The organism is Maricaulis parjimensis, assembly GCF_016817355.1.
Classification (GTDB): domain Bacteria; phylum Pseudomonadota; class Alphaproteobacteria; order Caulobacterales; family Maricaulaceae; genus Maricaulis; species Maricaulis parjimensis.
In genome coordinates this window covers 117,491-132,194 of record NZ_JADOTT010000007.1, presented here as the reverse complement: position 1 = coordinate 132,194, position 14,704 = coordinate 117,491, and the positions used below count along the sequence as shown (strand labels likewise).

The 14,704-nt window shown below is 63.5% G+C and carries 12 protein-coding genes and 1 tRNA gene; 8 read left to right on the top strand and 5 right to left on the bottom strand.

Features of this window, described 5'->3' with window-relative positions; genetic code table 11:
* Positions 1 to 78: 78 nt before the first annotated feature.
* The 4 genes from I0K07_RS12565 to I0K07_RS12550 are packed head-to-tail and all read left to right on the top strand — an operon-like array spanning position 79 to position 4,535.
* Positions 79 to 1,977: a TonB-dependent receptor plug domain-containing protein gene (locus tag I0K07_RS12565; RefSeq protein WP_203293947.1), complete on the top strand. Its 1,899-nt coding sequence runs from the start codon at positions 79 to 81 to the stop codon at positions 1,975 to 1,977.
* The gene (locus tag I0K07_RS12560) at positions 1,913 to 2,785 is read left to right on the top strand and encodes an ABC transporter substrate-binding protein (protein ID WP_203293945.1); all 873 of its coding nucleotides are present in this window, start codon (positions 1,913 to 1,915) and stop codon (positions 2,783 to 2,785) included. Before I0K07_RS12565 ends, I0K07_RS12560 begins: the two co-directional genes overlap by 65 nt.
* Positions 2,782 to 3,771 (top strand): FecCD family ABC transporter permease, encoded by a 990-nt coding sequence (locus tag I0K07_RS12555; RefSeq protein WP_203293943.1) that lies wholly within the window; start codon positions 2,782 to 2,784, stop codon positions 3,769 to 3,771. The genes I0K07_RS12560 and I0K07_RS12555 overlap by 4 nt, the downstream gene beginning before the upstream one ends.
* Complete coding sequence (locus I0K07_RS12550; protein ID WP_203293942.1) at positions 3,768 to 4,535, top strand: ABC transporter ATP-binding protein; 768 nt, start codon at positions 3,768 to 3,770, stop codon at positions 4,533 to 4,535. The genes I0K07_RS12555 and I0K07_RS12550 overlap by 4 nt, the downstream gene beginning before the upstream one ends.
* Here I0K07_RS12550 and I0K07_RS12545 read toward each other — a convergent pair.
* Both I0K07_RS12545 and I0K07_RS12540 read right to left on the bottom strand, forming a co-directional pair.
* A complete protein-coding gene (locus I0K07_RS12545; RefSeq protein ID WP_203293940.1) occupies positions 4,532 to 5,623 on the bottom strand; it encodes an Mrp/NBP35 family ATP-binding protein in 1,092 nt (363 codons plus the stop codon). The two genes, I0K07_RS12550 and I0K07_RS12545, sit on opposite strands and share 4 nt — an antisense overlap.
* An 84-nt stretch (positions 5,624 to 5,707) precedes the next feature.
* Positions 5,708 to 6,349 (bottom strand): response regulator transcription factor, encoded by a 642-nt coding sequence (locus tag I0K07_RS12540; protein WP_203293938.1) that lies wholly within the window; start codon positions 6,347 to 6,349, stop codon positions 5,708 to 5,710.
* Positions 6,350 to 6,425: 76 nt separating this feature from the next.
* On the opposite strand from I0K07_RS12540, the gene I0K07_RS12535 reads away from it, so the two are divergent.
* A complete protein-coding gene (locus tag I0K07_RS12535; protein WP_203293936.1) occupies positions 6,426 to 7,829 on the top strand; it encodes a sensor histidine kinase in 1,404 nt (467 codons plus the stop codon).
* A gap of 477 nt (positions 7,830 to 8,306) precedes the next feature.
* Here I0K07_RS12535 and I0K07_RS12530 read toward each other — a convergent pair whose 3' ends face one another.
* Together I0K07_RS12530 and I0K07_RS12525 are read right to left on the bottom strand one after the other, a co-directional pair.
* Positions 8,307 to 9,206, bottom strand: a complete 900-nt coding sequence (locus I0K07_RS12530; RefSeq protein ID WP_203293934.1) for a Stf0 family sulfotransferase — start codon at positions 9,204 to 9,206, stop codon at positions 8,307 to 8,309.
* Between the two features lie 23 nt (positions 9,207 to 9,229).
* Positions 9,230 to 9,304 (bottom strand) — tRNA-Val (locus tag I0K07_RS12525).
* A gap of 307 nt (positions 9,305 to 9,611) precedes the next feature.
* Here I0K07_RS12525 and I0K07_RS12520 point away from each other — a divergent pair.
* Positions 9,612 to 12,665 (top strand): TonB-dependent receptor domain-containing protein, encoded by a 3,054-nt coding sequence (locus I0K07_RS12520; protein WP_203293932.1) that lies wholly within the window; start codon positions 9,612 to 9,614, stop codon positions 12,663 to 12,665.
* A gap of 141 nt (positions 12,666 to 12,806) precedes the next feature.
* On the opposite strand, the gene cpdR is transcribed toward I0K07_RS12520, so the two are convergent.
* Positions 12,807 to 13,172, bottom strand: coding sequence for a cell cycle two-component system response regulator CpdR (gene cpdR, locus I0K07_RS12515; RefSeq protein ID WP_203293930.1), 366 nt, complete (start codon positions 13,170 to 13,172; stop codon positions 12,807 to 12,809).
* A 115-nt stretch (positions 13,173 to 13,287) separates the two neighbouring features.
* On the opposite strand from cpdR, the gene I0K07_RS12510 reads away from it, so the two are divergent.
* On the top strand, positions 13,288 to 14,187 hold the full coding sequence (locus I0K07_RS12510) for an N-formylglutamate amidohydrolase (protein WP_203293928.1): 900 nt from the start codon (positions 13,288 to 13,290) through the stop codon (positions 14,185 to 14,187).
* A gap of 119 nt (positions 14,188 to 14,306) precedes the next feature.
* Positions 14,307 to 14,693 (top strand): helix-turn-helix domain-containing protein, encoded by a 387-nt coding sequence (locus I0K07_RS12505; RefSeq protein WP_203293926.1) that lies wholly within the window; start codon positions 14,307 to 14,309, stop codon positions 14,691 to 14,693.
* Positions 14,694 to 14,704: the final 11 nt, after the last annotated feature.

Genomic DNA, 14,704 nt, shown 5'->3' with positions numbered 1-14,704 from the left:
GCGGTATCTCCGTTTTTGACGACTCCTTGCAACCGTCCGGCCCGATGGGCCGGACGCTGACGCTTTGGAGGCGTATGAATGAGTAAATCTGTCTGGCTGACGCCCGTTCTGGCGCTGCCTTCCATCCTCTTGCCGGTCCCGGCCTTGGCTCAGGACGCTGCATCCGATGATGTGGTCCTGGTCACGGCGGCCCGGGTCGGCATTGTGCAATCGGATGCCACATCCAGCATTACCCGCCTGGGTGAGGCCGAATTGGACGCCCGGGATCTGCCCTTCCTGGCCGATACGCTGCGCAGCGTACCCGGTCTGGCCATCTCCCGTTCCGGGCCGGCCGGCTCCCTGACCCAGATCCGCGCACGCGGGTCCGAAGCCAATCATGTTCTGGTCCTGATCGATGGCGTGGAAGCCAATAACCCTTTCACCGGTGAAGCCGATTTCGCCCATTTTGCCTTTGACGATCTGGGGTCGGTGGAAGTCGCCCGGGGTGAACAGTCGGCGCTGTGGGGGGCGGATGCGATCGGTGGTGTGATCCGGCTGACCACGGCTCGCCCGGAGACCGGTCTGGAAAGCTCGGCCCGGATCGAGGCGGGTGATTTTGGTACACGCCAGGTCTCGGCCCGCATCGCCTCGACCCGCGAGACTGGCTGGTTCTCCCTCTCCGGCAGCCAGTATGCCAGTAACGGGATTGATGTCTCCGGCCTGGGTGGTGAGACCGATGGTTATGAGAATGCCTCGGTCAATCTCGCCGGCGCGCGTGATCTGGGGGAGGGTGTCCGCCTGGAGGGTTCGCTGCGCTGGCTTGGCTATGACAGCCAGTATGACAGCGACACGGACTATGATGGCCGGCTTAATGATGTCGACCGGCTCAGTCGCGGCCGCACGGTCTTTGCCCGCACGGCGCTGTCAGCCGGGCATGGAGTGGGCTCCCTTGCGCTGGAGCACGAGCTGGCGATCCAGCTGACCGATGACAGGACCGAGACCTTCGCCGATGCGATCTCCGCCGGTGAGGCGCTGGGGCAGCGGCTTCAGGCCCATTACCAGATCACCGGGCGCTGGCAGACCGGCTCCTTCGGCCATCGCCTCACCGGCCTCGTCGAACAGGAACAGGATCGGCTCAAGGCCTTTGCCGGACCGGGCGCCGGGTCGAACCAGTCGCGCCAGATCGAGACCCGGGCCATCGCGCTGGACTATGGGCTGGACCTTGGGGCGTTCGACGTCACGGCCTCCCTGCGCCAGGATCAGCATGAGCTGTTCGAGAATGCCACGACCTGGCGTGTCGGAGCGGGCTGGGACATTGCGGCCCTGAATGGCCGGGTCCGGGTGAATTGGGGCGATGGGGTCAAAAACCCCGGCATCTATGAGCTGTTCGGCTATTTCCCGGCCTATTTCCAGGGCAATCCCGCCCTGCAGCCGGAACGGTCCCGCGGCTGGGAGATTGGCTGGGATCAGAGCCTTCTGGACGGCAAGGCCTTCTGGTCCATCGTCTGGTTCCAGTCGGACTTGGAAGACGAGATCTACACGGATTTCTCCGCCTTCCCGTCCACCGCGCTCAACGCGGTAACGGCATCCGACCGGTCCGGCCTTGAGGTTTCGGCCAGCTGGGGCATCGCGCCGGACTGGTCGGCCTTTGGTTCGCTGACCTGGCTGGAAAGCGAGGAGGCGGGCGTGACCGAATTGCGTCGTCCGGAACAGCTCGCATCGCTCACCCTGGACTGGCACCCGCGCGATGGCGCCTGGTCGGGGGCGGTCAGCATTGATCATACCGGTGAGCAGGTGGACACGGATTTTGCCACCTATCTGCCGGTGACGCTCGACGCCTACACGCTGGTCTCCGGCCAGTTGCGCTATGCCGTGGATCCGCGGCTGGACATTTATGTCCGCGGCGAAAACCTGCTCGATGAGGAGTATCAGGATGTGGTCGGCTATCACACGCCGGGCCGGGGCCTGTATCTCGGCCTGCGCCTGCGCAATCGCTAGTCCGGCCTTCGCCGAAACCGGGACAATGCCGTCTGGCGGCGGCATTGTCTCCACGGCGCTGTGTGCGGATGCCTATGTTCTGGCTCTCGCCGCACCGGGACAGATCCGGGCCCTCTCCTGGCAGGTCGATCAACCGGTCTCGGCCGCTCCGGCCTGGGCGCGCGACCTGCCGAGAGCCTGGCCGGACGCGGAGCGCCTCCTGGTGCTGTCGCCGGAACTGGCCGTCTTCGATCCGGGTGGCGGAGGTCGCACAGCCCGCTTGATCGAGCGGGGTGGTCTGGACGGGTTCGAACTGGCCTGGAGCGATGATTTCGACGGGGTTCGCGCCAATCTGCTCGCCCTGGGAACCGCAATGGATCGCGAGGAAGCGGCTTCCGCGGCCATTGCAGATCTGGACGCCCGGCTGGCCGCCCTGTCTGCGCGGACGGCCGCGCGCCCGCGGGCACCGCGCATTCTCTATCTCAATGTCTCCGGCGGATCGGCCGGGGCGGGGACCTATGTCGACGCGGCGATCCGTTCCGCCGGCGGGGTCAATGTGATGGCCGAGGTCGGCCTGTCCGGTTGGACACGGTCGGACCCGGAAGTGCTGCTGCATGTCGAGGCAGACATCCTGCTCACAAGCTTTTTCACCGATGGCTATGACAGCACGTCCAATCATGCGCGCTACCATGCCGCCTATCGCCATGTGCTGGACGGGCCCTTGCGCGTGGACCTTCCGGCCGGTGACTGGCCCTGTGCCGGCCCCCGTCTGATCGACGCCGCCGAGGCCATTGCCGCCGCGATCGATGACTGGGTGGACCGGCCATGAAACCTTTCTCCCTCAATCTCGCTCTGGCGGGTCTGCTCCTCCTGTTCTCCGGGCTCTCCCTGTTCTGCGGCAATGCGGCGCTGGATCTGGCAAGCCTGACAGGCCTGTTCGGTCAAGACCCAGGCCTCGACACGCTGATCCTGCAGGAAATCCGCTTGCCCCGACTGGCGCTGGGACTGCTTGTCGGTGCCGGACTGGGGGGCGCCGGGGCTGTGCTGCAGGGCTTCCTGCGCAATCCGCTGGCTGATCCCGGTGTTGTCGGCGTGTCCGCCAGCGCCGGGTTCGGCGCTGTCCTGGCGCTCTATTTCGGACTGTCCGGCCTGTTCGCACTGGCCTTGCCGCTGGCGGGCGTGATCGGAGCGGCCAGCGGGGTCGCGCTCCTCTTTCTGATCGCGGGACCCCGCGCCTCGGCCACCACGCTCATCCTCTCTGGCGTTGCCGTGAATGCGCTGGCCGGAGCCCTGACTGCCTTGATGATGAATCTCTCCCCCAATCCCTGGGCGCTGGCAGAGATCGCCTACTGGCTGATGGGATCACTCAAGGATGCCAGCTGGAATGAGGTCGGCTTTGCTGTTCCGCTTATCCTGTCCGGCTTGGCCATTCTCCTCTTCTGCGCCCCGGCGCTGGACGCGTTGAGCCTGGGAGAGGATGCCGCCCGCAGCCTGGGTATCGACCTGTCCCGCCTGCGCCTGGCCGTCGTGGCCGGGACGGCCCTGGCCGTGGGGGGCGGTGTCGCAGTGGCGGGCGCGATCGGTTTTGTCGGCCTTGTGGTGCCACACATATTGCGGCCGCTGACCGGGTACCGGCCCGGCGCGCTGGTCCTGCCCTCCATGCTCGGCGGAGCCTTGCTGGTTGTCCTGGCAGACATGGCGATCCGGCTGCTCTCGGGACCCGGCCTGCCGCTCTATCTCGGCGTGCTCACCGCGCTGATCGGAGCGCCCTTCTTCCTCTGGCTCGTGCGAGCCTCGCAAAAGGTGGCGCCATGACCACGCTCAGTCTTCAAGACCTGCGCTTCGGCTATGGCGAGCGCCGCCTGATCGACGGTCTCGATCTGGATTTCCCGGCGGCCGGGCTTACGGCTCTGGTCGGGCCGAATGGTGCGGGCAAGTCGACCTGTCTGAAACTGGCCGCAGGCCTGCTTGAACCCGCCACCGGCCATGTCTCGCTGGATGGTGTTCACCTCTCCACTCTGTCGCCACGCGAGCGGGCCCGGCGGATCGGATATCTGCCACCGGACGGGCGTTCGGCCTGGCCGATGACGGTCGAAGCCGTGGTCGCGCTGGGGCGGGTGCCCTGGCGCAAACCGCTGCGCCAGTTGTCGCCGGAAGACCAGACGGCCATCGAAGCCGCGATGGAGCAGACGGGCGTCGCCGCGCTCGCGGATCGCCGGGTGGACAGCCTCTCTTCCGGGGAACAGGCCCGTGTCCTGATTGCCCGGACCCTCGCGGGCGAGGGCGATGTCCTGGTCCTGGACGAACCGACCGCGGCGCTCGATATCCACCACCAGCTGGTGGTCATGGACATGCTCAAACAAGCGGCCACGAGCGGGCGCCATGTCCTGCTTGCCGTGCATGCCCTGGACCTGGCAGCGCGCTATGCCGACCGGGTCATCGTCCTGGCAAACGGAAAGGTGAGGGCGGACGGACCGCCCGGCCAGGCCCTGTCCGAGGCTGTGGTCAGTGAAGTGTTCGGCATCCGGGCACCGGGCGGCATCCAGCCGACCCCGCTCCGTGAGCTTGCCCCGGACTAGTCGACGAAACGGATTTCAGGGGCTGGCTTGCTGGCGGTATCAGCCGCCTCCAGAGCCGCCTTCGCCACGCGCCGGAAGGCTTTTCCGATCGGGCCGTCATCCAGCGCAATGGGTTCGCCCGCATCCGAGCGCACGCGCAGATCCGGGTGCAGCGGGATATCGCCCAGATAGGCCAGGCCGACGGCGTCGGCTTCGGCCTTGGCACCGCCTTCGCCGAAAATATGGCTGGCCTCGCCGCAATGCGGGCACAGGAAGACGCTCATATTCTCGATCATGCCGAGAATGGGGACATGGGTCTGTTCGAACAGGCTCATCGCCTTGCGGGCATCATCCAGCGCCAGATCCTGCGGCGTGGAAACAATGATGGCACCATCGACCGGCAAATCCTGGGCAATCGCCAGCTGGGCATCGCCCGTGCCCGGCGGCATGTCGAGGATCAGCACATCGGCATCGCCCCAATTCGTGTCCGTCATGAATTGCCGGATCGCGCCCTGCACCATCGGGCCGCGCCAGACGACGGCCGCGCCCGGCTTCACGACAAAGCCCATGGAGATGAGTTTCACGCCGTGCGCCTCGATCGGCTCGACACCGGCGTCGGATTTGCGCAGGCCCGGCACATCGGTCAGACCGAACAGGCGCGGAGCAGACGGGCCGTAAATGTCCGCATCCAGCAGGCCGACCTTGAGGCCTTCGCGCGCCAGTGCCACTGCGAGGTTGGCCGACACGGTCGACTTGCCGACACCGCCCTTGCCCGAGGCCACGGCGATGATGCGCTTGGCCGGCTTGGCCTTGGGCTTTGCGGCCGGCTGTGGCGGTGCCTTGCGCTGCGCTTTGGCCGGTTTGCCGCTTTCGCGGTGGGCCGTCATCACGACCCGCACACGATTGATCCCGTCCAGCGCGCCCACGGCGGCCTCGATCTGCGGTTTCAGCCGGTCCAGATCCGGATTGCCGGCAATCGGCGGGGCCAGGACCACGGTGGCGGTGTCACCCATGATCGCGGCGGTTTCAACGCGACCGGCATCGAGAATATTCCGGCCGGACTGGACTTCCGTGATCGATTTGAGTGCAGCCTGCAGATGGGCTTCCATGGCGAACCTCCGAGTGTCCGGCTGAGATAGGTTGTCCGCGGCGCGGGTTAAAGCGGGAGCTGCAGACGGATGGGCGGGATCAGGTCAGGACAGACCCAGCTGTAGGGCGACCCGCACCAGTCCGGCGCTTGAGCGGACGGCGAGTTTTTCCATGATGTGTTCGCGGTGCTTCCGCACCGTGGCCGGGGCGATGAAGAGCGTGTCGGCGATCTCGCCGATATCAATCCCGCGGCCGATCTGGCCAAGAACTTCGCGTTCGCGCCGGGTCAGCAGATCCACGCGCAACAGGCCGGTGCCGAAAGTCTCCGGATTTGGTGCCTGCGCCGCATGTGCCGTGTTGCGCGGCGGAAGCGCCCTGACCAGGTCGATCAAGCGTTCGACAGGATCCTGTTTGTGGAAGAAGAACCCCGTGTAATCCCGCAGCGCGTCTGTTTCCGCCTCGCTCAGGGAAGAGCCCGTGGTCATGATGCAGGGCAGGTGCGGATCCCGCCGCAGAAGTTCAGCCGCAGCGTTCAGCCCGGATTCACCAGCCAGTCCGAGATCGATGATGGCAAAGGCCAGCTTTTGGTCGGGAAAATGGCCCTGCAAATCCGCCAGGCTGGTGAATGACACGATACGGTCAGCCAGACCCTGAGCCAGGAGCACGCTCGAAACGCCATCAATCACGACCTGGTGGTCGTCCAGGATGAGGGCAATTCGCTCCGATGTTTCAAGGCTCTCGGTCATGGCTTCCAAAATGTTACTTGCGCGCTAGGGTGCGCGCGGGCTTGTTCCGCGGAAAATTTAGTACAAGGCGTTGTGAATGGACCAGATCGCGTATCCGAAGCTGGACTTCTATACGGGGTCCTTTCTGGATTCCAGCATCGAGACGGAGTACCGCGCTTCGACCCATGCCCAGGCGCTGCAGCTGGCCTGCTGGATCACGTCTGCCTGCGCGATGATCTGGTTGGCGTCTGCGATCAATGAATGGCAGCTTCTGGATCGTCAGCCGGCGATGATCCACCTGATCTCCGCGCGCATTGTCATGGCGGTCCTCACACTGGGCGTTGTGGTGACCTGGCTGCGCCGGCTCAAACGCCCGCCATCGCGTTTGGACGGCGCCTTGCTGACCGGCTGGATGGTCGCGTATTTCCTGCAGTTCACGCTTGTGACCTTCGCCTATCTGGGCCTCGAAACCACGGCAGACGGACTGGCGGTGCGCTTTGTCACGATGGCCTTCTGGATCACGTTGACGATGGGCATGGTCGGCATGTTCAATTTCAACTTCATCCGGCATGCCTTCGGCTTCATCCTCGCGTGTTTCATTCTGTACCTGGTTCTGCTGGCCGTGTTCAGGCCGACGGATTTGCGCCCCTATCTGATCGGCTTGACCAGCATGGTGCTCGCTCTGGCCTTCCTGCCTCTGGCGATCCGTCTTCTGGCGGGCATCGGGCGGCGGAATTTCTATCTCAATCGCGTTGTCCAGGCGGAGCGGGAAAAGGCGGAAGGCGTCAATTCCATCCTCTCTCTCCTGCTCACCTCGACGGGACACGACACCCGCCAGCCGCTGTTTGCCCTCGATGCCAACATCGCCGCGATGGACATGGCGCTGGACCGCGGTGATGTCGATCAGGCGCGGGATATCGCGGGCCGGCAGAAAGACATTGCCCGCAATGTCTCGCATATTCTCACATCCGTACTCGAACTGGCCCGGGCCGAACGGGATTTGCCGGGCTGGCGCGGCGGTGAGGTCGTGGATGTCCCGTCAATCCTGGAACAGAGCCGGGATGCGGTCAGCAGCCTGGCCGAAAGCCGGGGGATCCGCCTGCACACGACCCCGGTCGAGGGGCGGGTCCGCAGCAGTTCGGTCCTGCTGGAGCGCATTCTGGTCAATCTGCTGATGAATGCGATCAGCCATTCCGGAGCCCGTGACATCCAATTGCTGGCACGCCGTCGCGGCCGCCTGATCTGCCTCTATGTTGTCGATAATGGCACCGGGCTGTCCGCTAAACCGGTCACCCTGACCAGCCGGGACTTCTTCGATCAGCGCCTGTCCGGACCGGCCCGAAACGACTTGTCGGGCTTCGGCATGGATCTGGTGTTCCGCATGGCAGAATGGATCAAGGCGCCCGTCTGCATCCGCTCCCGTCCCGGACGGGGTGTGATCGCCCGGATTGCGCTGGAAACCTTGCCGGAAATTCACGGCAATACTCCGAAAATACGCTGATCATCGTATTCCCCTGACAGGGGCCCGCATGTTGAGTCCGGTTCCAGTCAAACGCGATGCCGGGGGAGTAGGGATGCGGTGGCTTGATCGGATCAGATCGGTCTTTGGACGCAGCCGTCGTGCGCGCGAATTGGCGCGCTATCGTGATGCGCTGAGTTTGGTGGAAACCGCTCGCCGGGCCCACGCCGACCGCCGGTCATCCAATCCCGGATATGTTGCGCCGCCACCCTTTCCGCCTGGCCACCCCAATCGGGAATTTGAACGCCTGGGGCAGATGCTGGTCGATTTCGGGGCTGCGGCCCCAGTCGGCAGATCCGGACAGGGGATACGTTCAGACCTGTGAGTTTCCAGAAGCCCGGCGCACAGTCCCTTACCCAAATGCTGTGCGTCACGCCCGCCGGTGTCCATCAAGAGCATCGGTGAAGAAACGGTCCGTGCTGTGCCGGCGCGGGCCGTTTCCGCGTTCTTGGTGGTGGGTCAGACCTCCTGGACGAGCCGGTGCATGAAGGGGCGCAGGCGTTGCACGCCGGACAGAAAGTCGGCCTCTTCCTCGCGATACCGGGCTTCCCATTCCGCGGTGCGGTCATTGCTCATCTTGCGGACCGGGTTGTCATCGGGCAGGCGGGGCGTTTCCGGCAGGCCCAGGACCTGCGCAAACAAGCGCAGGATGCGCTCCGGGCGTTGGACGAGGTCTTCATAATAAAGACGGACCGGCTCGATCGCCATGGACCCGAATTCCCGTTCCCAGCGCATTTCCTCATCCTGCAGCAGCTTGATGAAATTGCGGATCGCCCGGGTGTCATACATCACCGCGTCGCGGACGGTCTGCGCGTCCTCGGTGAGCTGGTCGGAATGCCAGACGCCGGACTGGTGGGCGATATGCAGGGAAATGGCCTGGCGCACGATATTGCGGCGGCGAAGATAGAAGAAAACGCCATCGCGCGGCAGGCGCAGGCTTTTGCCTTCGGAGCGACGCGCCCAGGTCAGGTGCGCGTGGGCGATTTCCAGGCCGGATACGCGATTCTCGGACTGATGGGCCGCCAGGACCCGCTCAACGAAGGCGGGCCAGGTTTGCGCGCCGGTCAGTTCCAGCTGTTTCTCCGCCCAGGACGGCCCGACCCACTCCGCCGGATCCCCAAAAGCGCCGGTGGCCTTGAGTAGTCCGGTCAGGAATGTGCTGCCGCAACGCGGGACCAGACAGACATAGTATTTGGTGAGTGCCGGGCGGGCATCGAGTTCGCTGGCGTCTGACGCGCCCTTCTGGCGGACATGTGTCACGGCATCTGCGAAACTGGCAAATTCCTGCTCACCCGCACCGGACAATTGTGCTGTGCCAAGCGCCTGCCGGGATGGCGGCGACTGATCGGATGCGGTCATGTGCGGAACCCCAAGGAAGTGGATGGTGGGCGATACTGGGATTGAACCAGTGACCCCTTCGATGTCAACGAAGTGCTCTCCCGCTGAGCTAATCGCCCATCCGTCACTTGGGAGCCGGGTTTCTAGCGTCAGCCTGTCCGAAGCGCAAGCCGGGATTCTGCAGAAGAATTGTGAATATTGCAGTCGGTCTGGCGCACGATGTTGCCGGTGATCACGGCAGCGTGAACACGATATGACTTTTTTGCAACAATGATGGCAGAAATCCGGCTTAACAGCGCGTAATGCTTTCGTCGGAATACGAGATTGGACATAGTGCGCCGCAAGATCGGGGGAACTCGGTCGAGCTGACTCTACAAAGGCGCGTGAAGCCCGGGGGTCGGTTATCAGCTTTAAAGGGGTACAATCGTGAGCAATCTTTGGGACCGCGAGCGCCTTCTGCGTTCGACCATCCTGGCTGGCTTTGCTGCTGCTGGCCTGTCCATGTCTCCTGCTTATGCGCAGGATCAAGACGAGGACGAAGACGAGCAGGCGGAAAATGAAGAAGAGCGCATCGTCGTTACGGGTTCCCGTATCCGTCGTGACGCCTTCCAGTCCGTCGCGCCGCTTCAAGTCATCGACGCCGATGAGATCCGTGACGCGGGTCTGATCGATACCGCCCAGATCCTGCAGACCTCGTCTGTGGCTCAGGGCGTTCAGCTCGACAACACGATCGGTGGTGCATTCGTCACCGACGCGGGTCCGGGCTCTAACACCATCACCCTGCGCGGTCTGAATCCGGACCAGACGCTGCTCCTCATCAACGGCCGCCGCGTGGCGCCGTCGGGTGTGGAAGGCGCTCCGTCGCTGCCGAACCTCGACATCATCCCGTCGTCCGCCATCCAGCGCGTCGACATCCTGCTGGACGGTGCTTCCTCGGTTTACGGTTCTGACGCTGTTGCCGGTGTTGTGAACGTGATCCTGAACGACAGCTTCGAAGGCTTCCAGGTTGGTGGCGCTGTCACCACGCCGGAACAGTCCGGTGGTGGTTCGCACCGCTGGAACGCCATGATCGGTGACTCCACCGAGAACGGCCGCTTCCTGTTCGCCATGGAATACTTCCACCAGGACAGCATGCAGGTTGACGACCGCGACTGGAACTACGACCCGACCGACGGTCTGTACTGCTCGCGCGACATCGAGATCGCCGCGGACGGCTCCCTGCTGTCCGAGTGTGAAGGCTCGATCATCAACCGCGTTCGTACCTTCAACTACTTCGTTGACGGTGCTCCGAGCCTGGCCAGCTACTTCGCTTATCCGGGCTTCTACAGCGTCGACGTGTACTCCACGCCGGGCACGACGTCCCACCCGGGCAACCTGCCGGTTGGCTGGTCCACGGGCACGTCCACGGATGAGGCCTATCGTTCGTCCTATCTGGACCAGACGACGGACATCATTCCGGACTCCCAGCGTTACTCCTTCATGTTCTCGGGCGATTACACGATCGACCGGATCTTTGGTCAGGATAACGTGACGGTCTTCACCGAGCTGCTGCACAACAACTCGCAGACCAACTACAAGGCTGGCTATCACGGCCAGATCTTCCCGACGGTTGCGGCCAGCAATCCGCTGAACCCGTTCCCGTATGATGTTGTTCCGATCTTCGCTTCGCCGATCGAGCGTTCCAACATCTCTGTGGAAACGCAGTACACGCGCCTGATGGCCGGTGTTGAGGGCGACTGGTCCTTCATGCCGTCCTGGTCCTACGAGTTCTTCGGTGGCTACACCCGCTCCATGGGTTACTCCAGCCGTCCGCAGGTCGACGAAGAGCGCCTGACGGCCGTTCTCGCAACCACCCGTATCGACCCGGTCTCCGGCGACATCGTCTGTGGTTACGACAACTCCAACGTCTCGCTGTTCGGCTTCCTGTCCCCGACGAACTGTGTTCCGGTCGACCTGTTCCACCCGAACCTGTACCCGAATGACGGTGTGACCGCGCCGCACTTCGGCACCCAGGAAGAATATGACTTCCTGCGCATCGACCGCACCGCCACGACGGTTGTCGACCAGCTGATCTTCGGTGGTTTCACCACCGGTCCGCTGTTTGAACTGCCGGCCGGTGAAGTGTCTGGTGTGTTCGGTATCGAATGGCGTCGTGACAGCCTCGACTCCGGTACGGATACGATCGCTTCCCAGGGCCGTGCGGCTGGCTACTTCGCCGACCGTCGCTCCGTGGGTACGGCCAACCTGACGGAATACTATGCTGAGGTCGCGATCCCGGTTGTTTCCGGTGCTGCCTTTGCCGAGGACATCTCCTTCGAGCTGGCCGGTCGTCTGACCGACCACGAGTACTACGGTCAGAACTCGACCTACTCGGCTCGTGGTTCCTGGATGGTCACGGACTTCCTGACCTTCAACGGTACCTACGGCACGTCCTTCCGCGCTCCGAACCTGCGTGAACTCTTCCTGGGTGGCCAGACCGGCTTCACCAACGGTTTCGCTGACCCGTGCGTGGTTCCGGCGGCTGCCAACAATGCTGGCACCTATGACCCGACCAACGACAACCGTGACCCGGTTGTCCTGGCCAACTGTGTCTCCGAAGGCATCGACCCGACCTCTCTGGGTCTGACCGGTGTGTCGTCGATCGAATCCTTCCGCGCTGGTAACCCCGGCCTGGATCCGGAAACGTCTGACGCCTACTCCTTCGGCTTCGTGTTCCAGCAGCCGTTCACCGACATGTTCGACGCTTCGCTGCGTGTCTCCTACTACTCCATCGAAGTGGAAGACTCGATCGCGATCCCGGGCACGGCCTTCTCTCTGGGCCAGTGCTACAACTCGTCGAACTTCCCGAACGATCCGTTCTGTGCTCGTCGTCAGCGTGACCCGAATACCGGTCAGCTGCTCTTCGTGGACAACACGCCGTTCAACGTTGCTACGCAGGAATCCACCGGTTGGGACTTCAACGGTCGCTTCACGATGGAATTCGATTTCTTCGGCGGCTTTGTCTACGACATGAACGCCGTGGCAACGAAGTCCGAAGAGATCCTGTCTCAGACGACGGCCACGTCCGACGTGAACAACTTCGTCGGCGACTGGGGTAACCCGGAATGGCGCGGCACCATCACCAACCGCTTCGAGCATGGTGACTGGACCCTGACCTTCCGTAACCGTTACCTCGGCGAGCAGGCCTCGATCCGTAACCGCGTCGGTATCGACTACGGTGACCGTATCGAAGCTCCGTCCGAGCTGGGCGGCGATGCCGTCGATAGCTGGGATGCTGTCTGGTACCACGACCTGTCCGTCTCTTATGAGCAGGACACCTGGCAGGTGACTGTCGGTGTGAACAACCTGTTCGACGAAGAGCCGGCCATTGTTGACCAGAACGCTTCCGGTGCGACCCTGGCTTCGGGCAACGAAGTCCTCGGTTCCGGTTACGACATCCTCGGCCGCCGTTTCTTCGCCTCCATCGCGAAGACCTGGTAAGCCAGAGGCCTTCCATCCGGAAGGACAAGATTGGGGCCCGCTCTTCCGAGCGGGCCCTTTTCTTTTGCGCGGGGCCTGGAAGCCGGCACAAAAAAACGCCGCCCCGGAGGGCGGCGTCTCTTTTGCGTCTGCAGCTCTGGATCAGGCGGCCATCACGCGGGCAACCTCATCGACCAGCTCTCGCAGGTGGAAGGGTTTGGACAGGACTTTCGCATTGGTCGGTGCGCCCGAGCCCGGGTTCAGCGCCACGGCGGCAAAGCCGGTGATGAACATGATCTTGAGCGCCGGATCGACCTCGGCGGCACGGCGTGCCAGCTCGATCCCGTCGACACCCGGCATGACGATGTCCGTCAGCAGGAGATCAAACAGGGCCGGTTGATCGCCGATCGCGTCCAGCCCTTCTTCGCCATCCGCGCAGACCTCGACCTCATGCCCGGCCCGCTTGAGGGCCTTGGCGAGGAAGTCGCGCATCGAGTCATCATCTTCTGCCAGAAGAATCTTTGCCATGTGGATCCCACCCTTCGAATCGTCAAAGTGAGAGCATCCTACAGCCGTCTGGTAAAAACCTGCTGAACGCGCTGTAGCGCTTGACCGGCGGAGTGCAGCTGCCCACTCTCGGACCATGGCTGCCCCGGACACATCATCTTCGCTCGACTTTGCGCTTTCGGCAAATGCAATCGCAAAGCCCGGAGCCATCCGGATCGATCCGCCCCGGAACGAGACGCCGAAACCCCTGCTTTTCGCCTCGCCCCATTCCGGGCAGGACTATCCGGACGCCTTTGCCCGGCAAGCCTGTCTGGATCTGCTGACGCTGCGCCGCTCTGAAGACGCTTTCGTCGACGAGCTCGTGGATCAGGCACCGCACTATGGCGCCACCCTGCTGCGGGCGCTCTTTCCCCGGGTCTATGTCGACCCGAATCGCGGACCGTGGGAGCTGGACCCGGGCATGTTTGCGGATCGCCTGCCCAGCGAGGTGGAGGGGGTTTCCCGTCGTGCCTCGTCCGGACTGGGTGTGATTCCCCGCGTCGGCGTGGAGGGGCGGCCGCTTTACCGCTCCCGGATGCGCTATGCCGAAGCACGCGAGAGGCTGGACGCCTGTTACACGCCCTATCATTCCGCCCTGTCCGGCCTGATCGATGATATCCGCACGCGGTTCGGCCAGGCCGTGGTGATCGACATGCACTCCATGCCGGCCCAGAGCGCCCGCGATGTCGACTTCGTCATTGGTGACCGTTTCGGCTCGGCCTGTGATCCGGCCCTGACCGAACGGGTGGAAGCCCTGCTCACCGGCATGGGATACGTCGCAGTTCGGAACATTCCCTATGCCGGCGGCTACACGACGGAGCATTATGGACGTCCCCTGGATGGGGTGCATGTGGTCCAGATCGAGATCAATCGCAGCCTCTACATGGATGAGGGACGGGTTGTGAAACTGCCGGAATTTGACCGGTTCAAAAGCAAGATGTCCCACCTTATCAGTGGTTTGTGCGAGACGGACTGGTCCGGCCTCCTGTCGTCATAATACTGCCCACAAGACGCGAATAATCGGGTCTGCCTTCGCCCGGCACGTGCTTTGCTCTCCTGAGAGGCGTGTGTCCCAACGCGACGCATTTCGAGACGCGAAGATAGGCGGCGAGTAGTATGACGAACGATATCGACCTTCATGTAGGTAAGCGCCTGCGCCGTCGGCGCCGGCTTCTCGGCCTGACGCAGCAGCAGCTGGCCGAGTCCGTGGGAATCCGTTTCCAGCAGATCCAGAAATATGAGTGTGGTGCCAACCGGGTGAGCGCGAGCCGCTTGTTCGAACTGGCTGAATCGCTCGATGTGCCGGTGCAGTATTTCTATGAAGGCCTGTCCCAGCGCGATGAAGTGGCCAATGAGGGCACGCTCGCGGCGGACATTCTCTCCCAGAAAGAAACCGTGGACCTGATCCGGGCCTATTACCGGCTTGGCGAACGTCCGCGCAAACGCCTTCTGGAGCTGGCCAAGTCGCTGGAGCCGGAAGAGGCGGCCAACGACGCGGCCTGAAAGGCCATCGG